At 29.2% G+C, this 25,367-nt stretch carries 16 protein-coding genes; 5 read left to right on the top strand and 11 right to left on the bottom strand.

All coding sequences use genetic code 11. The annotated features are described in order from the left end of the window. Positions 1-635 precede the first annotated feature (635 nt). From surE to HBE96_RS09480, 5 genes are all read right to left on the bottom strand, one after another. On the bottom strand, positions 636-1,388 hold the full coding sequence (surE, locus tag HBE96_RS09500; RefSeq protein WP_169297534.1) for a 5'/3'-nucleotidase SurE: 753 nt from the start codon (positions 1,386-1,388) through the stop codon (positions 636-638). A gap of 653 nt (positions 1,389-2,041) precedes the next feature. Next, the gene (gene addB / locus HBE96_RS09495) at positions 2,042-5,488 is read right to left on the bottom strand and encodes a helicase-exonuclease AddAB subunit AddB (RefSeq protein ID WP_169297533.1); all 3,447 of its coding nucleotides are present in this window, start codon (positions 5,486-5,488) and stop codon (positions 2,042-2,044) included. A gap of 533 nt (positions 5,489-6,021) precedes the next feature. Continuing rightward, positions 6,022-6,867, bottom strand: coding sequence for a polysaccharide deacetylase family protein (locus HBE96_RS09490; protein ID WP_169297532.1), 846 nt, complete (start codon positions 6,865-6,867; stop codon positions 6,022-6,024). A 184-nt stretch (positions 6,868-7,051) separates the two neighbouring features. Next, positions 7,052-8,791 (bottom strand): ABC transporter ATP-binding protein, encoded by a 1,740-nt coding sequence (locus HBE96_RS09485; protein WP_169297531.1) that lies wholly within the window; start codon positions 8,789-8,791, stop codon positions 7,052-7,054. Further along, the gene (locus HBE96_RS09480) at positions 8,760-10,529 is read right to left on the bottom strand and encodes an ABC transporter ATP-binding protein (protein ID WP_169297530.1); all 1,770 of its coding nucleotides are present in this window, start codon (positions 10,527-10,529) and stop codon (positions 8,760-8,762) included. The genes HBE96_RS09485 and HBE96_RS09480 overlap by 32 nt, the downstream gene beginning before the upstream one ends. Before the next feature lie 530 nt (positions 10,530-11,059). Here HBE96_RS09480 and HBE96_RS09475 point away from each other — a divergent pair. The 5 genes from HBE96_RS09475 to HBE96_RS09455 all read left to right on the top strand — a co-directional run bounded on the left by HBE96_RS09475 (position 11,060) and on the right by HBE96_RS09455 (position 16,028). After that, the gene (locus HBE96_RS09475; RefSeq protein ID WP_206154875.1) at positions 11,060-12,331 is read left to right on the top strand and encodes a hypothetical protein; all 1,272 of its coding nucleotides are present in this window, start codon (positions 11,060-11,062) and stop codon (positions 12,329-12,331) included. A gap of 74 nt (positions 12,332-12,405) precedes the next feature. Further along, positions 12,406-13,131, top strand: a complete 726-nt coding sequence (locus HBE96_RS09470; protein WP_169297529.1) for an ABC transporter ATP-binding protein — start codon at positions 12,406-12,408, stop codon at positions 13,129-13,131. After that, the gene (locus HBE96_RS09465; RefSeq protein ID WP_169297528.1) at positions 13,118-13,870 is read left to right on the top strand and encodes an ABC transporter permease; all 753 of its coding nucleotides are present in this window, start codon (positions 13,118-13,120) and stop codon (positions 13,868-13,870) included. Before HBE96_RS09470 ends, HBE96_RS09465 begins: the two co-directional genes overlap by 14 nt. A gap of 9 nt (positions 13,871-13,879) precedes the next feature. Continuing rightward, positions 13,880-15,322 carry a sensor histidine kinase gene (locus HBE96_RS09460; RefSeq protein WP_169297527.1) on the top strand — a complete coding sequence of 481 codons (1,443 nt, stop codon included), beginning with the start codon at positions 13,880-13,882 and terminating at the stop codon, positions 15,320-15,322. A 10-nt stretch (positions 15,323-15,332) separates the two neighbouring features. Then, the gene (locus HBE96_RS09455; RefSeq protein ID WP_169297526.1) at positions 15,333-16,028 is read left to right on the top strand and encodes a response regulator transcription factor; all 696 of its coding nucleotides are present in this window, start codon (positions 15,333-15,335) and stop codon (positions 16,026-16,028) included. Between the two features lie 218 nt (positions 16,029-16,246). On the opposite strand, the gene HBE96_RS09450 is transcribed toward HBE96_RS09455, so the two are convergent. The 6 genes from HBE96_RS09450 to galU all read right to left on the bottom strand — a co-directional run bounded on the left by HBE96_RS09450 (position 16,247) and on the right by galU (position 25,339). Further along, a complete protein-coding gene (locus HBE96_RS09450) occupies positions 16,247-18,688 on the bottom strand; it encodes a sugar phosphate nucleotidyltransferase (RefSeq protein ID WP_169297525.1) in 2,442 nt (813 codons plus the stop codon). Between the two features lie 25 nt (positions 18,689-18,713). Next, positions 18,714-20,243 (bottom strand): glycosyltransferase family 4 protein, encoded by a 1,530-nt coding sequence (locus tag HBE96_RS09445; protein ID WP_169297524.1) that lies wholly within the window; start codon positions 20,241-20,243, stop codon positions 18,714-18,716. Between the two features lie 1,199 nt (positions 20,244-21,442). Continuing rightward, entirely contained in the window at positions 21,443-21,829 is a 387-nt protein-coding gene (locus HBE96_RS09440; protein WP_169297523.1) for a FlxA-like family protein, read from the bottom strand. 116 nt (positions 21,830-21,945) lie between these two features. Further along, entirely contained in the window at positions 21,946-23,451 is a 1,506-nt protein-coding gene (locus HBE96_RS09435; RefSeq protein ID WP_169297522.1) for a sensor histidine kinase, read from the bottom strand. After that, positions 23,448-24,125, bottom strand: a complete 678-nt coding sequence (locus HBE96_RS09430) for a response regulator transcription factor (RefSeq protein WP_169297521.1) — start codon at positions 24,123-24,125, stop codon at positions 23,448-23,450. Before HBE96_RS09430 ends, HBE96_RS09435 begins: the two co-directional genes overlap by 4 nt. Positions 24,126-24,406: 281 nt before the next feature. Then, positions 24,407-25,339, bottom strand: coding sequence for a UTP--glucose-1-phosphate uridylyltransferase GalU (gene galU, locus HBE96_RS09425; protein ID WP_169297520.1), 933 nt, complete (start codon positions 25,337-25,339; stop codon positions 24,407-24,409). Positions 25,340-25,367 lie beyond the last annotated feature (28 nt).

Here is a 25,367-nt window from a genome sequence, read left to right as displayed (position 1 = left end):
TTTCATACTGAATGTTATAAATCTAAATGTAAGTCACTTTTACTCCTCAACACCGCATTATTTGATTTTCAAAGAACATTGTTCGTATCTTTATATCCAAAAGTTACGTCGTAAAATTTTCATTATTGGTCATAAATTTATTCAATACAACCTTTCTAATTTGCACTATATTTTACTATTTTTCATTTGATTATAGTTTTGAATAGTACTTATTATAACACAATTTACAAAATATAACATTGAATACATATTGACTTCCTATTTTTCAAATCTTTTAGAATCAAGAATTTATGCATTTTGAAATGAGATTTTATACTATTGAATTGAAATTAACTTCATTATATTAGAATTACAACAGTTACTACACAACTTTTTAGGTGGGGGTAGCTTTGAATATATGGTGTATAAAAGCTTTTGAGAAAATTTAGGAGCTCTTATGTCTAAAATTTAAAAAATCTCGTAATTTGAATCAGGACGATTCAAGCCGCAAAAGTCCCAGGACGAGACATTTGAGCGGGTAGGGATTTTTTCAATTTTAGGCATTAGAGCTCCTAAATAAACGGTCAGCTTTTTTACACCATATATTCAATGCGGACTCCACCTAAAAAGTTGTGTCGCAATGTACTTATGTTATACTAAAATAAACTTTTAACTTCCTCTAATATTTTAAAGTTTGTTAAATCATAATGAAGCGGTGTTAATGTAACATATCCTTGTTTTACAAAGTACACATCTGTTTCTGCATTTTCAGAATTATTTATTTCACCTTTTAACTGAAAGCTTTTGCTTCCACTTTCTAAAACTTTTTCTTCAAAATAATTATTGTAAGTTCTACCACCTACTCTGCATACCTTGATTCCTTTTATTTTTTCTTTATTAACCATAGGAACATTTAAATTCCACACAATATCATCTTTAAGATATTTGTCTTTAATTTTCTCTAGTAGCTCTGCTGCATATTCTGCTGCAACTTCATAATTATCTTCACCATCTTTGATTTCTGATGAAACAGCCATAGATGGAATTTTATAAATAGCAGCTTCAATAGCTGCAGAAACTGTTCCTGAATAAAGCACATCAATTCCAGCATTTGTACCATTGTTTATTCCAGACAACACCATATCTACTTTTCCATCTATTAACTTATCTAATGCAACCTTTACGCAATCTGCTGGTGTACCACTAACACTATAAGCTTTTGATTTTATTCCACTAAGATTAACTTCTTTAATAATTAGCGGTTCCCTCATAGTTATAGAATGACTGCACGCACTTCTTTCAGCACTTGGAGCCGCAATAATTACTTCATGATTTTTCTCTAATTCTTTAGCTAAAGTATATATTCCTTTTGCATTAACACCATCATCATTAGTCAACAATAATTTCATATCTTAACCTCCAAAATTACAAATTGATTATTAAGTACTCAACTTCCTAACATACAAAATTTAGATTTAACATAATCATAATACGATGCAATGTTTAGTGAAAGTTTTGAAATCTACGCTTTTAAATAATGCTATACACAATGCACTAAGAAGCAACTTTCAGATGTATGAAGGCTGATATATGTTGTGAAGAAACATTCGAGCGAATTTTAGAAGTTCTATGCTTGAGATATTGAAAAATACCGTAATTTTTGCCAGGACGGCAAAAGCTCCGAAAGTGACAGGACGTCACATTTGAGAAGGTAGGTATTTTTCAATATCTCAAGCATTAGAACTTCTTAAATGAAGCGAGTGTTCCTTCACAACATATATCAGGCGTAATACATCTGAAAGTTGCTTCGGTTACTTGCTTCGCAACATTTCTAAACTGTAAAAGTTGAGTTAATTATATTCTAACATACATAAGTATATAAAATTTAATTTAATAAATTTTAAATTTCATTCACACAAATTTGTGTTTTTCATATAATAACTATATAGACTAATTTATTATTTAAGTACCCCCATATATTGATAAATTTCCCTATCACCTCCAATCTTATAAATGAGCTCTAGGTTAAATTGAATAATTTAACTTAGAGCTCACTATTATATCATTCCTTGTATTTACTTTTTATTTCATTCCAAACTTCTTCATCACTTTTATCATTCATTACCCTATACTTATTTTCCTTCATAGATGTATCGAACTGGCATACAGATGGATAAATGCAGTATGCACATGCATCTCCATTTTTATGTTTATTAGGACTTACACATATGTTTCCTTCTAATATTTGCTCACATAAAGAAGCTATAGTATCTTTTACATACTTTCTTAAAAGCTTAAACTGCTCTACTGTAGCAACTGAAGAATAAGCTTTAGATAATGTACCATCTTTCTTAATAGATGCTGGTACAATATCAGAACTTTTTTCCATTTCATTATCCATCTTTCTTATAAGGTAAGGATCATCTAATAAAAGTCCATTCATTTTTAAAGCTTTCATTATTCTTTCTTCTATTTCAATATCACTAATATCACCTTTAGTTTTTATTATTGGATCGTCTAATTTAAAATAAAGAATTCCCCCTGGAATAGCATCTTTATCCATTCTTTTTTCAAGTTCTGTAAGCATAGCATCTAAGTATATTAGAAGCTGCATTTGCAAACCATAGTATACATCCGAAAGCTTAAACTCCTTAATTCCAGATTTATAATCTATTATCCTTAAATAAGTATTTGCCTCATCATTCATACTATCCACTCTATCTACTCTTCCAACAAGACTTACAGTTTCACCAGAATGAAGTTCTACCGAAATAGGAGGAAAATCTCCTGAATTACTAAAGGATAGTTCATACCCAGCTGGCTGGAATCCTCCTCTTCTCATGTGCTCTGCTATAAGTAAAACTGATCTATTAAGAATTCTTTTTGCATTACTAGTTATGTATTTATATCTTTTAGAACTATTAAATATAGAACTAGGCATCTTTTCTAAAATTTCATCTACAATACTGGAAACCTCTTTCTCACACCATTCATCCTCAAGTTCATTCCAGCTTAAATTTTCCTCCTTAAGTTTGGTTGAAAATGTCTGAAGTACATTATGCATAAAGCTTCCTAAGTCTGGTGAACTTAATTTATACACTTTTCTTTCCTTTGCATTTAGTCCATATTGTATGAAATAAGAAAATGGACAATTTACAAACTTTTCAAGCCTGGATACACTTATATTTAAATGTCTTCCGTAAAGTTTTCTTACCCTATTAGTATCTGCAATTTCCGCTTCATTACTATAAGAAAAACCATTAAACACATTATCAAGTTTGTTGCTCCACTTTTCATTTTTATCATACCATTTATACACATCTAACCACATAGGAGTTATATATCCTTTAGAATCTTTCTTAACATTTTCTATAAGTTTATTAAAAGTTGCTTTAGGTCCTGTTACAAATTTTAGCTTTTCATCATCATCTTCTTCTATTAAATTGCTCTCTTCTTCTATATTACTAAATATCTTTTTAATTCTACCTATTACTATAGATGGCCTCTTTGTTTTTCCAGCTTCATCTGATACAGAATAACTCAAGTGCAAATATTTACTTACAGTTGTTAAAGTAGTATATACTAAAAATTGTTCTTCAAAAGCTCTACTTCTAGTGTCTTTTGCAATTTCCATTCCCTTTTCCTTTAAAATTTCTCTATCAGTATCTGTTAAAACCCCCTCGTTAAGTACAGCAGCTGGAAAAATACCATCGTTTACTCCAACTATATATAATACAGATACATCGTGGCTTTTAAGTCTAGTAACACTTCCAATTAAAACTTGGTCTAAAGCAGGTGGAATTACCCCTATTTCATATTCATCAAATCCTTTAGATAAAATCTGTGAAAAGGTTGCTATACTTAGTTTTTCCTCTCCCATAACTTCTACTATTTGATCTAAAACTTCCATTACAATATTCCATATTTGGCTGTATTCATTAGCTTTATCTAATTCATCATTTTCTTTAAAATACTCTATCCATTTCTCCACTTTTTCATCTACTTTTATATTGCATATAAAGTTATAAAGACTTTCGCATATGATTCTTCCTTTTTTTCCTCCCTTTATATCCAAAGACAATTTAATGATAGGTTCTCTTATTTTATCCCTAAGTAAATTTATTTTATCTAGAGTCTCTTTTTCATAATCTGATATCTCTTCTTTTTCTTCAAAACTATAGGTCAACCCAAAATTCCAGGGTTCTTCTTTAAGCCACGCACTTCCTTTAATTCCATTGCTAAGTACATAGTTCTCTATTAAATCTATATCTTCATTTGTTAAATCTAAAAGCCCTGTTTTTAAATATCTAAATACAGCTTCATAGCTCCAGCTCTTAGATAATATCTCTACTGCTGACATTATTAACATTATAATAGGATTATCATTAATTTTTCTTTTTTTATCTATAAAATAAGGTATATCATATTCTGCGAAAATTGCCCTAAATAAACTTTCATACCCATCTAAATCTCCACTTATTACTGCAATATCCTTAAATCTAAATCCATTATCTCTGCACATTCTTACTATATCTCTTGCTGTATCTTCTACTTCCGTATACTTATTTAATGCTTTAAAAATGCTTATATCATGGCTCTTTTCTTTATAAACCTTATACGGATAAGAAAATATATATTTCTCTAAATGTTGAAGTTCCTTAGTATCTTTAAATCTATAACAAGGGCTGCAGCTTAATTCAATTGGTTTATCATATTTCATACTATTTTCTTCAATGATTCTTAAAATTTTTTGTTCTGTACTTTTAGTAGGTAAGAATAGATCCATACTATTATCAGTTGAGCTGGAATTTAAATAATCTGTACATAAGGTTATGTTAACTCTTTTAGCTTTAATCATAAGCTTTTCTAAAACTTTATATTCTTGGGGCGTAAAACTTACAAATTCATCTATCCATATTTCCGCTTCATCAAACATATGTGATTTTGACATTTTTTCTGACAACATGATTAGATCATCTTCAGAATCAATATACTTTTTATGAAGCCTTTCTTCAAACTGCGAAAAGATTAAAATTAAATCATGAAGTTTATTTTTTAAATTTTCATTTTCTATTCTATCTAGAGTACTATTTAAATTTTCCAGGGTAATATCATACTTTTTAAATTCTGTTATAATATCAGAAACTGTAGTAACAAACCCCTGTCTTTTTACAGCCTTCTTAAAAACCTTAAGCTTATTACTATTTTCCTCCATTATCTTATAGATAAGCATACTCTTTCCCGAATTATTTATATGCTTTCTTGTAAGTCCTCCAACTTCATTTAACACTTTATATGTCATTCTTCTAAAACTTAAAACCTGTGCTTTAAGCATTCCTGCTTCTCCAATGGTCTTTATAAGATTTTTTTCTGCTTGAAATGAAAATTGTTCAGGTACTAAAAGAATTAGAGGATTATTTCCCCCCTCATCTATTCTTTTTTTTATATCATTTAGACAAAAATGACTTTTGCCGCTGCCTGCCCTTCCATATATAAATCTCAAACTCATAATATATTCTCCTTAAATATGTAATTATCCTCAACTTTTCAATATCAATTTTTAACTCAACTTTCGCAGTTTAAAAATAATACGAAGTATTATTTTTTCAGAGGACAGAGGACAATTGACAGAGGACAGTGAAGGAGGATTTTTCTCCGTTACACTACGAAAAATCTTTAATTTTAAAAAAGCTCACTTTTTTGTTTTTAAGAAATATGCTTTCTAAGCAAGCAAAATTATCTGAAAATAATAGAGTTTAGCTTCCTGATTAAGCTATGTTTTGCTTTAGCAAAACAAGCGTAAAAATAAATTAGTTTTCTGACGTAAGGAAGAAAACTCACCTTCATTGTCCTCTGTCCTCTGTCCTCTGAAAATAAGTTGCTTCGCAATTTGCTTTTTATATTAAATTAAAGTTTTTCGTGTGCGAAAGTTAAATTAATTATTTCTTATATTATATCATTTACTCATATTTAATATTTTAAAATAATAAAAAAGCTTTAGCTAAACTAAATTCAACTAAAACTTTTTTACTTATTATAAATTTATTTTAATGTGTCAAAAGTATATCCTTTTGATTTTAGGTAATCTATAACCTGTGGAAGAGCTTGTACTGATGTAACCTTAGCTCCAGCATCATGCATTAAAATTACCACAGTATCTGAGTTTGTATATTTTTTAAGGTTACTAAGTAAAGCTTCAACTGGAACATTACTATGTTCAGCATCTCCTGTTTCGTCATTCCAATCTACATAATGATATCCTGCTTTTGTAACAGCATCTCTAAAAGGTGCTAATCTATTTCCAAAAGATCCACCTGGAAATCTTATAAGCTTTGAATCATATTTATCTCCTATTACAGATTTAATTGCAGCATTACCTCTATCCAAATCCTCTACAAACTTTTGTGGGCCTTCTTTATAATTTAATTGATGGCTATATGTATGGTTTCCCACTACATTTCCTGCTGCTATTTCCTTCTTTACAAGTTCTGGATTTCGTTCAGCATTTTGTCCAATTAAAAAGAAAGTGGCTTTTATATTATTTTTGTTCAATATTTCTAATATCTTAGTAGTATTGGGTGATGGACCATCATCAAAAGTTAAATAAGCTACCTTTTTTCCATCAGTCCTTTTTGCTGACCATGGTTTATATGCTCCCGCAGGTACACTTTTCTCTTCTTTAGAAACTTGATTTTTGGTTTTGTTTTCAGATTCCTTCTTTTCATTTGCGGCATTTGCAGCATTTACAATTGCACTCTTCCTCTTATTTGCTATTTTATTTACTGCAAAAAACGCAGTACCTAAAACAGCTACAGCACAAACGCCTGCAATTATTCTGTTTCTTCTTATAATTTTACTCTTTTTAGTTACTTCTTCATGGTCCTTCATGAAAATCATCTCCTACGTTTTTATTTAGGCACATTCAATAAAATAACTAGTCAAAGATGTTAGTCTATTTTGTATCAGACAAGGAAGCAGGTTCCGCTGATAGTTGTTCTATCAAAGGGTTCTGCTGACGCAGTATGATGCAAAATAGGCTAACATACTGACTAGTTATTTTATTGAATGTGCCTTAATTAGAAAGTTCAAATTGACTATTATAAAGCTTTGTGTAAAAGCCTTCTTTACTAATAAGTTCTTCATGGTTGCCGCTTTCAATGACTTCTCCATTATTCATAACCAAAATTAAATCAGCATCACGAATAGTAGAAAGTCTATGTGCTATTATAAAGCTTGTACGACCTTTCATCATAGATAAAAATGCTTTTTGTATGCTAAGTTCAGTTCTAGTATCAATATTACTAGTTGCCTCATCTAATATAAGCATTGGAGGATCTATTAACATTACCCTAGCTATAGTTAAAAGCTGCCTTTGTCCTTGAGAAAGGTTTCCCCCTCCTTCAGTAATTATTGTATCATATCCTTTAGGTAATTTTTTAATAAAATTATGAATATGAGCAGCTTTTGCAGCCTCTTCTATTTCCGATATAGTTGCTTCTATCTTTCCATAAGCTATATTCTCTTTAACAGTACCTGTAAAAAACCATGTATCCTGAAGTACCATACCAAATGAACGTCTGAGGCTATCACGTGTTACTTCTTTTATATTCATTTTATCTACAAAAATCCCTCCACTATCTATATCATAAAACCTCATCAATAAATTTACCATAGTTGTTTTACCTGCTCCAGTAGGACCAACTATAGCAATAGTACTTCCAGGTTTTACGTTTATATTAAAATTCTTTATTAAAGGCTCATCCTTTTTATAAGAAAAATATACATTTTTAAAGCTTATCTCTCCTTTACAATCCTTTAACATTGGTGTAGTTTCTGCATCTAAAGTTTCTGGTATTTCATCTAAAATAGAAAATACCCTTTCAGCAGCAGCAATAGCCGCTTGAAGTTGAGTAGCAACACTAGTTATATTGTTAATAGGCTGTGAAAATTGTGTTGAATATGTTAAAAAACTTGATATTTTACCTATACTTAACCCACTTACTACCGAACATATTCCTCCAACTACACCAACCAAAATATACGTAATATTATTAACAAATCTTGTGGAAGGATTGGTTAAAGATGAATATAACTGTGCAAAACGCCCACATTTATAAAGTCTTTCATTAATTTCTTTAAATACTTCTTGAGATCTTTTTTCATACCCAAAAGCTTTTACAACTTTTTGACTGCCTATTATTTCTTCTATATAACCATTTAGTTCACCTACAGTTTTTTGCTGCTCCCTAAACATTTTATTAGATCTAGTAGTAATAAATGACGCAATTAAAAAACAAAGTGGAGTCATAAGTAAAATAACTAATGTTATTTTAGGACTTAAAATAACCATTAAAATTAATGATGATACTATTGTAACAATACCTGGATAAAATTGCGAAATACCTTGAAACACTCCATCTGATATAGCATCAATGTCATTTGTTAGTCTACTCATAATATCCCCATGAGGATTTGTATCAAAATATTTTAAAGGAAGTATGCTAATTTTATCAAATGCTTCCTTTCTTATATCCTGTACAGTATTAAATGCTATAACATTTGCTATCATTGAAAAAATCCATAAAAATACTGCACTAATTACATAGAGTAAAGCTAATGTGCATATTAGCTTTGCTAAATAATTAAAATCTACTTTTCCATAACCTATAATATAATCTATTCCTCTTCCCACCAGTAAGGGGCCTATTACCATTAATACATTACTTACAAATGCACAAATTATAACAGCAAACATTTGCATCTTATATTTACCCAAATATTTAAACAACCTGAGCAGTGTCTTGTTTCTCATTTTTTTCATTCCCCCCTTTTTCTAATTGGGAAAGGCAGATTTCTTTATAAATATCATTATTTTTAATTAATTCATGGTGCTTTCCAGTTCCAGCCATCACTCCATTATCTAAAACAATTATCATATCAGCATCTTTTACAGTGCTGACTCTTTGAGTAACCATTATAACTATCATATTATCTTTATTATTTCTAACAGCTTTTCTTAAAGCAGCATCTGTAACATAATCCAGTGCACTAGAACTATCATCTAATATTAATAATTCTGGATTTCTCACTAATGCTCTTGCAATAGTAAGTCTTTGTTTTTGACCTCCTGAAAAATTCACTCCACCTTGAGAAATATTAGTATCATATCCTTTAGATAGTTTTTCTATAAAATCAGAAGCCTGGGCAGTTTTAGCTGCCTGTCTTATTTCACTATATGAAGCCTCCTTAAGTCCCCATCTTATATTTTCAGCTATAGTTCCTGAAAATAAAACTGCCTTTTGGGGAACTAATCCTATTTTATTCCTAAGCTCAGTCTGCATATAATTCTTAACTTCAATTCCATTAAACATTATTTTTCCCTCTGATGTATCATAAAAACGTGGAATTAAATTTATAAGTGTAGTTTTACCTGAGCCTGTACCTCCTATTATGCCAACCGTTTGTCCTCGTTTTATCTCAAAGGAAATATTCTTTATGGCATATTCCTTAGAATCTTTATACATAAAAGAAACATTCTTAAACTCAATTACTGGATCATCTTTATTCACTTTTATATCATTTTCAAAACATAAATTATCTGTTATTGAAGGTACTGTATCGAAAATTTCATTTACACGCGATGCTGAAGCAAATGCTTTTGTAAATATAACTACTAAATTTGCTACTATAATAAGCGCTGATAAAACTAATGTATTGTAATTTATATATGCTATTATCTGCCCCTGAGTCATTGCTCCTATATTTACACGCATTCCTCCAAACCACAGTATAGCAATAATTGAAAAGTTCATTAATATATTAGTCATAGGATTCATCAAAGAAGAAATTTTTCCAACTCTAATTGCTGTATTTGCAAAATCTTCATTTGAATTTTTAAACCTTTCTTTTTCATATTCTACCCTGGCAAACGCTCTTATAACCCTAATTCCTGAAAGATTTTCTCTAAGAACTAGTGCTAAAGCATCAAGCTTTTTTTGAACTAATTTATATAATGGAATGGACTTACTCATTATTAAATATAAAACAAAAGCAAATAATGGCAGTGTAAGTATCATAATTGTGGAAAGCTTAATGTCTAAAAACATAGCCATTATAACTCCTCCTACACACAAAAATGGCACACGTATAGCTAATCTGATAAGCATGGCCACTGCCACCTGAAGTTGATTAACATCATTTGTTATACGATTAATTAATGATGATGTTCCAAAACTGTCAATTTCATTGTGTGAAAATGTTCCTATTTTATCAAATAAAGCATTCCTAAGTCTAGTTCCAAACCCCTGAGAAACTATTGAAGCATAATACTGACAGGTAAAAGATGACATAACCCCAGCTATAGCCATGATTATCATTAGCCCTCCTATTTTCAAAACACATGAAATATCATTGTATTTTATGCCCCTGTCAATAAGAACTACCATAATTGTTGGTATCATAAGCTCAAAAATAGCTTCTAATAGTTTAAATATAGGACCCAATATAACTTGTTTTTTATATGGTTTTAAAAAATGTAATAACTTAAACAAAATCATCCCTCCTATTGAACTTAACATAACCTTTTTATATTAAGACAATTTCTTGTAACATTATATCAAAGAAAATAGTATATTAAAAATACTTATTAAGTATCAAATCCATATAAAATTTATATGGATTCAAGAACTTTGTTTATACGATAACTACCTGTTCTAATAATTTAACTTTTCAAGTTAGATTAAAGACCAGGTATGTCCCTGGATAACAATTTATAGGCTTCAGCTGGATTGAAATCCAGCTGAAGCTAAGAACTTTGTTTATACTTTGTTTATATTTAGTTTATGGAAAATCAAGACACTTGTTTTAAAATAGAATTAGGCACATGAGAGAAAATAACAATTTAAAGATGTTAGTCTATTTTGTGCCAGACAAGGAATCAGTTTCTTCTGATAGTTGTTCTATCAAAGGGTTCTGCTGACTCAATATTAAGCAAAATATGGTAACTGAATTCTTAGTTATTTTCTTGAATGTGCCTTTATGAAAGATTTACCATATAAAATTTAAGGGAGATGGTCTTAAAATGAAAATTAATAAAAAGCTGGCTACTATTTTAAGCTTTACTGTAGGTACTTTAATGTTTGCCAGCACCGCTATGGCAGAAGTTGCATCTAAAAGTGGTTATGATCAACTGAAAGATTCTTTGAAGTATACGTGTAATAGCTTCAGTAGTAAACTTTCAAGTTATACTATTGATACGTCATTTGTTATTAAAGATAATAATACTGTTGTTTCTTCTACAAATACATTAAATAAATATGACTTATCCAAAGGTGCTAAAGAACAAATATCAAAATCTACTAATACTTTAGATCCTAATGGCTCAGGAGAAAGCTACTACTACAATGATAAAAATTCTACTATCATACATGATAGTAATCAAGATTTTTATCGTGTAATCGAATCAAAAAATTCCAAAGATATGAAAATTTTTACAGATCCTTTTGAAGAAAAACAAGCAGGAGATCTTGAAAAAATATCAGATGCTCTTGTAGGTAATTTGAAGGATTCTGTTGTGGTTACTCAAAATGCTGATGGAAGTAAAAAATTGTTTGGTTCTTTAGCTGAAGCACAAATTCCTTCACTTGTAAATGCAGTAACATCTTTTCAATTTAAAAACAGATTTAGAATGTATAATCCTGATGAAGTTAATACTAATAAAACAAAAATGTCTAAAATCACAAAAGATATTTTTGTAAAAGAAGTTAAAGGAACTATGGATGTAAATAAAGATGGATTAGTACAAAATGTTCTTTTCACAGGAACACTTTCTGGTAAAGATGAACAAGGCAAGGAACATACATTAACTTTTGAGGTCCTAGGAAAAGTAACTAATATTAATTCAACTACAGTTACAAAACCTGATCTTTCTAATAAAAAAGTTGAAAAACAAGTTCAAAAAGATGATAATAAACTATCCAATGCTAAAGCGTATATGGGAAAATACAAAAGTGATCTTGTAATAGAAAAAGATAATAAATTCGTTAAAATAGGTGAAAGAATTATAACTATTACAAATATAAATGATGATGGTGTTATTGGAAATTGCCACGAAGAATATATAAAGGGTTATGAAAGCTACGGTAATAGTAAAAATGATTTTAACTTTGATGGAAAGTTTAATAAACAATCTCATCTTGATGCAAGTTTTAACTATACTAATTCTTTAGGCAAAACTGTAAAGGGACATATATTTATCAATCCACATTCTTCATCTATATATTTTAATATAGATGGACAAAGGTCAGACGGAAATGTACTATTTAATGATTCATTCAATAGAGTGTTTGAATAAAACTCATAAGATAACTTGGTAAAACAGGTTATCTTTATCCTGTTTTTATAATTAAAATCCAAGGAGGTATATAAATGAAAAAAGTTATAGAAATAAATAATCTTACAAAAACATACAAAACCGGAAGAGGTATAAAGAATATTAACCTTGAAATATGTCAGGGTGATATTTTTGGTTTTTTGGGTCCTAATGGTGCCGGCAAAACTACTGCTATGAAAATAATGACTGGACTTATAAAACCAGACAGTGGTGACGTTAAAATTTTAGGTTATAGTATTTTAGAACAATTTGAACAAGCTATGGAAAAGGTAGGCTGCATTATAGAAAATGCTGAATCCTATACTTATTTAACTGCCTTTGAAAATCTAAAACAATTTTCAAGATACTATAAAGACATTGATGATAAGAGAATTGATGAAGTTTTAGAACTTACAGGTATTTTAAAATATAAAAACGAAAAACCGAGAAAATTTTCTCTTGGAATGAAACAAAGACTTGGAATCGCCTCTGCACTTTTATCAAAACCTGAAGTTATCATTCTAGATGAGCCTTTAAACGGTCTCGATGTTGAAGGAATGATAACTATAAGAAACATTATAAAAAATTTAGCTGAAACAGAAAAAACAACATTTTTTATATCAAGTCATCTTATCCATGACATTGAACTTACCTGCAACCGTATTGGTGTATTATATGATGGAAAGCTTCTTAATGTGGATACTACTGAAAACATATTAAAAAACTATGCTTCACTTGAAAATTATTTTGTTAGCGAGGTGGAACGAAATGGAAGGATTTAAAGCAGCTTTAATTAATGAAATTGAAAAACTATATAAAAAGAAAAAAGTTTTAGTAGCAGCAATAATATCTCTTATTTTTATTGTACTTGGGCAATTATCTGTTATTGCTTTAAGAAATGGTTTTGGATTACGTGGAGTTTCCAGTATGGATTTTCCTATACTTGTGCTTTCTGTAGTTGTTAATACAATTTTACCTTTATTTACTGCACTTGTTACTATAGATAGCTTTTCTGGAGAATTTTCTCACAATACCATGAAAATTGCACTTACACGACCTATTACTAGATTAAAATTTTTTGTCTCAAAACTCACTGCAATAATGTTATTTGTAGTTGCAAATCTTCTATTTGTGATGATTTTTTCTATTATAGCAGGATTTCTTTTTAATTCAAATTCCTTTACTTTAAAAGGCATTGTTACAATTTTAGTTTCCTATATTGTTACATTAATGCCTATGATGGTTTTATCCTTAATTGTTATACTTTTTACAAACATAATCAAAAGCAGTATAGGTGTATTTTTTATATCTATCTTCATTTTTATTATTTTTAAAGCACTAGAAATTATTTTTTATAGATACTCTGGTATATTTTTTACATCTATGCTCAGTTGGTATACCTTATGGACTATGAATACTATTCCATTTTTTAAAATTCTTCGCCAATTTATATTGATGTTAAGTTATGATATACTTTTATTCACAGGAAGTTATTATTTATTTGATAAAAAAGATTTTTAAGGTGAAAAAATGGATATAAAAAAACGTCTAATAACATTTAATTCTATAACTATTATAATTCCTTTTATTGTTACAATAATTATCGCTTATATCTTTATTTTTATTTCTTCAGCATCTCTAAGTAGAGATATAAGTTATGATAATTTCAAAAAGCTTTTAACCATAAAATCTGAATTATTGGATTTAAATACAAATATATCAAAACAAACTTCTTCAAGTATTGAAGATGTGCATCTGCAGCAATATTTATCAAAAAGACTTTTAAGTATAAATGGTGAATTTATACTTACTAAAGAGGATAATGTTATATTCGCCTCAAAAAATATAAATAAAATTGATATAGCCAGATGCTTAGAAGAAGTAAAAAATAATTCTCTACAAAAAAACATTAAAATTAATAATATTTCTTATATTGTTGAAGTAGTACCTCTTAAGTTTAAGGATGAAATTTCTGGTAATGTAATATTATTAGCACCAGATAATCATGAATCCCAATTCATTGAAAGATTTATTATAGTAATTATTGCAGTATTTTTTATTTGTTTTATATTAGTTAATACACTTATGTCCTATCTTTTTTCCAAGAGAATATTAAATCCAATATCTCTCCTTAAAAATGCTACTGCAAAAATTAGTGAAGGAGATTTGGATTATGAAATTATTGAAACTGGTGATGAAGAAATCAGGGAATTATGTAGTGATTTTGAACATATGAGAATTGAGCTAAAAAATTCTATTCATATGAAAATGAAGTATGATGATAACAGAAGAATGTTAGTTTCCAGTATATCTCATGATTTAAAAACACCTATAACTTCCATAAAAGGATATGCTAATGGCCTTTTAGATGGTATTGCAAACACTCCTGAAAAGACAGAACATTATTTAAAAACTATTTATTCAAAGGCTGAACTAATTGATGTTATGATTGATGATTTACTTTTATATTCAAAACTAGATTTAAATCAAATTCCTTTTAAATTTGAAAAAACAAATATTGTCGAATACTTTAACTATTGTATTTGTGAAAGCGCACCTGAACTTGAAAGGTCTAATATAAAAATTCATTTAAAAAATGATTTGAACCATTCCAAGTATGTTATGATTGATAGAGACAGATTAAAAAGAGTAATATTAAACATTATTGATAATTCTCGTAAATATATGAATAAAAATGATGGTGAAATTGTAATAATGCTTAGAGAAACTAATTCCAGCATTGTTATTGAACTAAGAGATAACGGACATGGAATTGATAAGAATGATACAAATAAAATATTTAATAGATTTTATAGAGGTGATTCTGCAAGGACTGGTGCAAGCGGAAGTGGTCTGGGACTTGCCATTGCAAAACAAATTGTAGAAGGACATAATGGTAGAATATGGGCTGTAAGTCATGAAAATAAAGGTACAAGCATATTGATATCATTAGCTAAAATACCAGAAGAATAGAGAGGATATTATGAAAAAAATTTTGATAGCTGAAGATGATTTAAGTATTGCTGAGCTTCAAAGAGACTATCTGGAGCTCTCAGAATTTGAAGTTAAAATATGTATGGATGGCGTAGAAACTTTAAACTGCTTAAAAGAAAATGAGTTTGATCTATTAATTCTTGATATTATGCTTCCTAAAATTGATGGTTTTAGTATTCTACGCAGCATACAGGATACCAAAGATATTCCTATTTTGATTGTTTCTTCAAAGAAAGAAGAAATTGACAAAATAAAAGGATTTAACCTTGGTGCCGACGATTATATCACAAAACCTTTTAGTCCAGCAGAACTAGTGGCTAGAGTTAAATCTCACATAAAAAATTATGAAAGAATAAAAAGTAAATTTGATAATAATAAAAAAAATGATACTATCCTAATAAGAGGTTTAGAAATACGAAAAGATTCTAGACAAGTATTTGTAAATTGTAATGAAGTAACTTTAGCTCAAAAAGAATTTGATCTACTACTTTACATGTCTGAAAATCCTAATCGAGTATTCAGCAGAGAGGAATTATTTGAAAAGGTTTGGGGGCTTGATGCTATTGGAGACACATCTACTGTTACAGTACATATTGGAAGAATAAGAGAAAAAATAGAGGCCTCTCCATCTAATCCTCAGTATATTGAAACTGTTTGGGGTGCTGGGTATAGAATTAAAGTTTAATCAAATATCACCCTGTTTTCACTCCATGATCTCTAAAAAAGTTGTTTCAATAATAATTTTATAAATGCATAATAGCAAAATTTCACTTATACTAAAAAAATAAGAATTGACAATGAACAACAACTTTCAATTGTGCATTGTCAACTTTTAGCTATTTAAAAACATGTATATATGTTAAAAAGACTGTTACATTAATTAGCGCAACAGCCTGAAAAACTCTATTCTAATGTTATTGCTTCAATTCTTTTTAATAATTCATCTGTAAGTTTTTTTAGTTCATCTGAATCCTTAGATTCTGCATAAACTCTGCAAAGAGGTTCATCTGCATCTGGCAGCACTAAAGCCCAACCATCATTGAAATTTAGCTTTACTCCTTCTATCAAATCCACAGATTTTGAATGATTTTCCTCTATAAGATTTCTCATTACCTTTCCTTTTAAGTTCCATGGACATTTTACTTCTTCTTTAGCTGTATAATATCTTGGAATTTGTGATACTATAGTGGAAAGTGGTAAATTACTTCCTGCCATAAAGTTAATAGTTAATACAGCCACACATATAGCATCTAGTGTCATTAAATAAGAATCTACAACTTCCCTTCTAGTAATTCTACTTTCATTTTTTAAATAAGCATCTAATATAAATTTTTGCGAAGTTTTGGTTCTTACAAATTTGCATCCACACATATCAGCAATTTCCTGCATAGTAGAAGATGCAGTTACAGGAGCAACTAATGTACTTAGGTTTGTTGTTTTCAACATAACAAGGGCATTTATTGCATCATAAGCTTCATCCCTTATAATATTTCCTTTTTCATCTATGAAAATTGCTTTTTCACACCCATCATCAATACTTATACCTAAATTTGAACTACTTTCTATTACTTCTTTTTTCAAACCTAAAATATTATTAAATTCATTATAGAGCTTAACATTTATTTTTAATTCCTGGAATATATTCTGAACTATATTTAGTACCATAGGGTTTTTAATACTTAAAACTACTTTATATTTTTGCTTTCTTATACTGCGAACTCCTAATTCATTTACAAGATGTCTTATATAATATTCTATAGAATTATCCATGTGATTAATCTGTTTAAAACAGTCTGTTCTAACTCTTCTAAAATCTTCCCTTATAAAGCTGTTTTCTATCTTTCTTTCTATACCTTTATCTATATCAAGACCATTCTCATCCATAAATACTATATTAACTTTTTCAGAATTCTCGTTGTCTATATAGACATGAATACTTCCCTGTACTCCAAAAAATAAAGTAGCCTGTCTTACTGCTGGCCTTGGCATTCTATGCAAATCTAATACTTCAATTCCCATAGAAAGTAATCCTGTAGCAAGAGAATATTTAAACATTTGAGCAGCACCATTATTAGTACAAGCTATAGCAACCTTTGAATCTGCCTTTAAAAGTGATCCATATGCAGCACCTAGCTTTGATACAAATTCTGGCGTTATATCTACATTGACTTCACCGGTTATACCCCGCTTACCAAACAATGATTTTGAAAACTTTCCTCCCCAAATTACATTTGATTTTACTACAGTACTTGCCTCAATAACTTTATTAGGCCATATTTTAATATTAGGTTTTACAATAGCTCTTTCTCTTATAAGAGTATCATCTCCTATAGCTGCCCCTTCAAATACAGAAGCTCTTGGCTCCATTTGAACTTTTTTACAAAGAACAGCACCTCTTACCTGGGACTTACTACCTATATAGCAATTATCAAAAGTTACACTTCTTTTTATAGTAGCATCCTTAGATACTATATTATTTTTTCCAAGAATAGTATATGGGCCAATTTCCGAGCTATCATATATTTTGCTTCCACTCCCTATATAGGCAGGAGCAGATACTAAAGCATTCTTGCTTATTTGACAGTTTTGGCCAATCCATATACCATCTTTATATTTCTCACCTTTAATATCTACTTTTACTAAACCTTTTAGTATATCAAAATGACATCTTATATATTGCTCAATATTTCCAATATCGCACCAATATCCTTCTGCTACATATCCAAACATAGGTCTTTTTTCACTTAAAAGTATTGGGAATAAATCATTACTAAAATCAAACTTTTGATTTTTTTCAAAATATGAAAATATTTCAGGTTCTAATATATATATTCCTGTATTTACCTTATCACTAAAAACTTCACTCCAGCTTGGTTTTTCTAAAAATCCTGTTACCTTTCCATCATTGTCCGTTACCACTACACCAAACTCTAATGGTACAGCAACTTCTTTTAAAACTAAGGTAGATATAGATTGCTTTTTTTTATGATAAGCAATGGCCTTAGATAAATCTATATCAGTTAGAGCATCTCCACTTATAACTATAAAAGTATCATCAAGAAATCCTTCGGCATTTTTCACGCTACCTGCTGTACCTAATGGCATTTCCTCTATAAAATATCTTATATTTACTCCAAATTCTTTTCCATCTCCGAAATAATTAATAATTTCATCTGGTAAATACTGCAGCGTTACTCCTATATCATTTATACCATTTTCCTTTAAAAGTTCTATAGCATACTGCATAACAGGTTTATCCATTATAGGCATCATTGGCTTTGGTATGTTACATGTTAACGGTCTTAATCTAGTTCCTTCTCCCCCTGCCATTATTATAGCTTTCATTTAATACCATCCCCTTATTTTCTTTTTAGCTCTTTTTAGTTTTATTTTTTATCACATTAGAATTTTTCAATTTCTGTACAGATTCTACAGTTTTTGAATTTTTAACTTCTTCTAAAACTTCAATAGTTTGAGCTGTTATTTTATCTTTTATATCTACAGCATCTCCTACTATATCTTTTGTTTTATCAGTTATTTTATTTTTTAATCTATCTATTAAAGTCTTTTCTACTTTTTCTTTTAATTCTTCCTCTAACCTTTTTTCAACCTTATCCTTTAATTCAAATTTTAATTTTTCCTTAACCTTATCTCTAAGTTCTTCAGTTAAATTCTTTATAATATCATTTTTGACTTTATCCTCACTTTCTAATTCCCACTGACTGCCTTTTATTTCTTCTTGAACCTGACTATACATGTTTATGGTTAAATCTGCTATTTTATCCCAACTATATTTCTCATGAACAGTCTTTAATGCATTTTCTTTTACATAATTAGATAAAGCATCATCTAATAATAGCCTACTTACATTAATTGCCAAGCTCTCGGCAGAAGATGTTATAGCTTTTAGACCATTTATTTCATGATCAACTATTTCACCCAATCCTCCAGTTTCTGACACAACTACCGGGCATCCTGCTGCCATAGCTTCTAAAGCTACAATACCAAAAGGTTCATATAATGAAGGAAAAACTGCTACATTTGCTACCCTGTAGATTTTGTCTCTATCTTTATCACTTATATACCCTGTAAAAATTACCTTTGATTCTATACCCATTTGTTGTACTCTATCTTTTAGTTCTTCTGTCATAGGCCCTTTACCACCAATAATAATTTTAGTATCATTGTAGTTCTCTAATATTTTAGGGCATGCTTCTATTAGCAAATGTATTCCTTTTTCAAATACATGCCTTCCAACATAAAACACAATTTTTTCATTATCACTAGCAAATCTTCTTCTAAAATTAATCCAATCAAATTCAAAATTAAATTTCTGTATATCTACCCCATTAGGTATAACCCAAATTTTATTCCAAGGTGATTCAAATATATCGCTTATTTGCTGTCTCATATAATTACTGCAAGCAACTACTTTCCAGGATTCATAAGTTAACATCCATTCAGTAGAAGATATATATTTCTGCATATCTGTTTTTATACCACCATTCCTGCCATACTCTGTAGCATGAATAGTACATACCATAGGAATCTTAAAAGACCATTTTAAATTTTTTGCGCTGAAAGCAGATAGCCAATCATGTGCATGTATTAAATCAAATTTTCCAAACCTCATTATAAGATCTGCTGCTTTCTCTATTATTGCAAAATTTAATTGCATAACCCACTTTGTAAAATCATTTGTATCTATTTTATAAGGTGAAACTCTATGAACAAATACCCCATTATCATTTTCTTCTGCAGGTGCAGCACCTTCTTCACAAGTTATTACATGTATCTCATGTCCCTTTTTGCTTAAAGCCTGGGATAAATAATAAACATGGTTTGATAATCCCCCTACATTTTTAGGCGGATATTCCCAAGAAATCATTAAAATTTTCATCTTAAACTCCTCCAATTTTTCAATAGTATTTTTAGTTATCAAGTGATTCTTAGACTCAGATAGAGTTTGCCTGTGAGGAATACTTCTCTTCATCTGAGTCTTAGAAGAACTTATCCAGGCGCGTAGTAGTGCTTATACCCCACTTGAATAAAGTGGGGTATTAGAAATAATAGCGATCTGATAAAGTAATTCACTCAACCTTTGCACATTTAAATTCCCTTTTAAATTGTAAAAATGGATATATTTGGTTTTTAACTCTATAATCATTATAAGTGTTTTTTTTAAAAAATCAACTGTTTTAAATTATTTTTTATAATATTAGCTCAATATCATTAACTATGTATAAATAAATTATTATTTTTCCATTTCTATCTAAATTGCTTTAATTAGCATCATTTTTTTTAACAGTATGCATTCATATTTTACAGAATTCTATTTTTTATATGGAAATAAGGTGGTAAATATTGTTATAAAGGTGTTTCTATAGAATGTATATAAATGAATATACAATTGTTCATAACATTCATATAGCAACCTTTTATTATATAAAAAACTCAACCAGGACTCATATAACATCAAGTAATTCCTAAACTCAGATGAAGTTTTCCTGTAATACCAGGTAAATTGATTACCATCAAATATTCACATTAAATACCATTTAGGCAATTAATTTCTCCTCACCTGAATGTTGAAATAACTTATCCAAAGGTGTATCATCCATTACTTGAAGTATTATGGATGGCATCCATAGGATAAAACATTATATAAATCTTGGTTGAATTTTATGTAATCTGTTTCACTAAAACCTTATTTCTATACCTAACTTTATCTTTTCTTTAATTTTACTTATTACCTAATAAATGTATTAATTTTCTCTCCTTTGAATTTTTAAAAATTATTTCTGTAAATTTTAATTTTTCAATATTTTTATAATCAACTTATTCAACATTTTTATTTATTAACATTGACTTCATATTTTAGGCACTTAAAAGAAAATAACAAGTTCACTATGTGCCGGATATTTTTTATAATACAGCAAGACAGGTTCCCCAATCTAAAGGTTCTGTCGACGCAGTATTACAAAAAAACAGACTAACATTTGTCCCTGTTATTTTTTTGAAACTACCTTAAAATAAACATAAAAATAAAGAGGAGCAAATTACCCCTCTTATGTATAAATAAGACTTTATTAAAATAAATTAAGCATATACATCTATTATATTATCACTATTAATATTTGATTCATTACTTATGCTTTTTACTGATTCTGCTTGATTATTAGATACTTCTGCTGTTTTATTAGTTTGCTTTGTTTGCTGCGCTTGTTCTGCTTGTTGAATTTCAGCCTCAATCTGTTGCAATTCTGCCTGTAGTGCTTGAATTTTTTGTTGTTTTACATCTGCCTTATCATTACTAGCACTTTCCTGTTGAATTTGCTGTTCAATACTAGACTTTTGTTGTTCAAGACTACTTGTACTGCTACTACTTGAACTACTGCTTGAACTGCTACTTGAGCTACTGCTGCTTGTTTTTGATGCTGATAAACTTGACATTGCTGAATGTGATACTGATGATGAAATATTCATCCTATATTCCCTCCTATTCTAATTTTTATTATTAAGATAATTTCAGAAAAACATCAGGTAAAACTATTAAACTAGCTAATCATTCCTCTAAAGTTATCTGAACATATAAGTAAAATTTATGTTGTTAAATCTTTACTTTTCTTTTTACCAATTTCAAACCAAAAACTTACTCCACTTTCAACATTTTCTACACCATAACCACTTTTATGAAGATCCTGAATGGCTTTTACTATAGAAAGTCCTAATCCATATCCTCCATAAGCTCTAGTTCTTGCTTTATCAACTTTATAAAAACTATTCCACAACTTTTTAAGTGAATCTTCTGGTATATGCTTTCCAGTATTAAATATGCTTACTCTTATTTTACTCTTATCAATACTGCTTGTTATTTTTATAACTCTATTTTCATCAATGTGATTAATAGCATTATTTATATAATTTGTAAGTACCTGTTCAATTCTTACCATATCTCCATAAACAATATAACTTTCATCAAGCTGAGTTTGTACTTCAATACCTTTTTCTGTAAATATAGATTTATATTTAGTAAGTACATATTTTATTAGGTGTATTATATCAAATTCACTTTTTTCAATTTGAAAATATCCTGATTCTATTTGAGATAAATTTAGTAAATCTCTTACTAACTTATTCATTTTAATTGTTTCCTGCATAATAACATCACAATAAAAATTTCTGTCTTCTTCACTCTCATTGACATTACTAATAAGACCCTCTGCATATCCTTGTATTAAGGATAATGGTGTTCTTAATTCATGAGAAACACTGGATATAAACTCTTTTCTCATTTCATCTATTTTTCTTTCTTTTTCAATATCTTCCTCAAGCTTTTTATTTTTTATATTTAATTCTGTAATTGCTGTATCCAGCTCCTCTGAAAGATAGTTAACACTCTGTCCTAATTGTCCGATCTCATCACTACCACTTATACTGCATTTTTGACTGAAATCAAACTTAGCCATATTTCGCGCAATATTATTTACTTCTAATATTGGCTTTGTAAATTTCCTTGAAAATAAGTAGGCTCCTATACTACCTAAAAATATTATTATAGAACCTATTATTATAACAAATCTATTTGCAATATCTACACTTTCTTTTATAGAAACTATTGGTACTCTTATAGCCATTATATCTTCATTGCTAAGCTTTACTACAAGAGTAAGAAATTCTATTTTCATTTGAACATCCATTCTGTTTTCAAAACTAATTTTGCCTATTGGATATTCTTTCGCTTTAGCATTATAATCATCTAGATTACGGGGTTTATCTGGTGGCGGTTTTTGCTGAGAATTATTATCTGTATTTTTTTCCTCTGGAGGTCTTCTTGCAGACATATAAATTATCTTTCCATTTTTATCACGTATATCAATATTACTTCCTGTTATATTAGCTATTCTATCTAATTCATTTTGTATACTGCTTATATTACCCTTATACATACTTACTATAGTATTAGCATTTTGTTTAAGTATATTTTTCTTCTTATTTATATAGTATTTTTCAAGATACATACTATTCAATATCCATATAAGGGAAATAAAACATATAAGTAATAATGTTATAAACATAAATAATTTTGCTCTTATAGATTTAATCATCTTTCTACCTCAAACCTATAGCCATATCCCCGCACGGTTTGCACGTAATTACTTTTGGAATCCAATTTTATTCTTAATCTATTTATGTGAGTATCTACAGTTCTTAAATCTCCATAATAATCATATCCCCATACTTTATCTAATATCTGTTCCCTACTTACGGCCTTACCATAATTCTCAGTAAGATAAATTAGCAAATCATATTCCTTAGGACTTAAATCAATTACACAACCATCAATATTCACTTCATGGGCATTATTGTCGATAGTTAATCCACCAAATTCCTTAGAGTTACTCTCTACAGGAACAGTTCTTCTTAACACCGCATTTACTCTGGCTACCAATATATTGGGACTAAATGGTTTGGCAATATACTCATCTGCTCCTATATCAAAACCAAAAAGTTCATCAAATTCTTCTCCTCTTGCAGTTAGCATTATAATAGGAACACTGGATTTCTTTCTTATTTCTCTACATACAGTCCACCCATCATACTCTGGCAGCATTACATCAAGAACTACTAAATCTATATCCTTTTCTGATGAAAATACTTCTAAAGCCTTTCGTCCATCTTCTGCTTCAACAGTATTATATCCTTCTCTTTTTAAAAAATCTGTTACAAGTTTTCTTATTAATGGTTCATCATCAACTACTAATATCTTCTTACCACTCATAAATATTCCTCCGTAAAATTACTAATTTTATTATAAATTATTTTTGTTACAATTCTGTCACAACCCTAACTATAATTCAATAAGTTTTGTAAATCTACCCTTATTTATTGCATAAAAAATGGCTAGTATTTTCTATCCGATGGCTACCTACCGTAATACTTCTACTTCTTTCAAAGCAGAAGTTAACGGTAGCTACACCCCTGGATAATTCATCTAAACTTAGTGAGAAAAAAAACTCTCACTAAGTAAGATTCATTGATACTAACCATTTTACAAGACTTTTATTTAGCCAAAGCCATCTTTCTAGATTCTAGCTTATGATAAATTTCTTCATTTATTTTAAAATTGTTTCCACCCTTTATACCTAAAAGATATGAAAGAAGATCTTCCCTTAGCTCATCTCTTTTTAAGGCATATTCTATATTAGCTTTTAAAAAACCTAACTTATCTCCAACATCATATCTCTTTCCTTCAAAAGAATAAGCATATATAGATTCCTGTTTTGACAATTCTTTTAACGCATCAGTGAGCTGTATTTCTCCACCCTTACCCGGTTTAGTGTTTTCTAATATTTCAAATATCTCAGGTGTTATGATGTATCTGCCAAGAATAGCAATATTTGATGGTGAATCTTCTACTTTAGGCTTTTCTACCATATTATTAACCTTGTAAATCTTATCTTCAAGTTTCATTCCATTAACAATTCCATACTTGAACACTTCTGATTTATCAACTGGCTGTACTCCTAAAACAGAAGTTTTATATTTATTGTAACAATTTATTAATTGTTTAAGACAAGGTTCTCTGCTGTCAACTATGTCATCACCTAACATTACAGCAAAGGGCTCGTTTCCTACAAAGTTTTTAGCACGGCTTATAGCATGACCTAGACCCTTAGGTTCCTTTTGACGTATATAATAAATATCCGCCATATTACTTATATCTTTAACTACTTTAAGCAATTCTTCCTTATTATTATTGTATAATTCATCTTCAAGCTCAACAGACTTATCAAAATGATCCTCTATAGCTCTTTTATTTCTTCCCGTAATTATTAATATTTCTTCAATTCCTGAAGCAACAGCTTCTTCAACTATATATTGAATAGCAGGTTTATCTACTATTGGCATCATTTCCTTAGGTTGAGCCTTAGTTGCTGGTAAAAATCTTGTTCCTAATCCCGCAGCGGGAATTATTGCTTTTCTTACTTTCATAATAATTCATCCCTTTCACCAAATTTAT

It is taken from the genome of Clostridium muellerianum, assembly GCF_012926525.1.
GTDB classification, from domain to species: Bacteria; Bacillota; Clostridia; order Clostridiales; family Clostridiaceae; genus Clostridium_AM; species Clostridium_AM muellerianum.
Note: the sequence above shows the minus strand (reverse complement) of the source record. Positions and strands in the feature narration are given on the sequence as shown.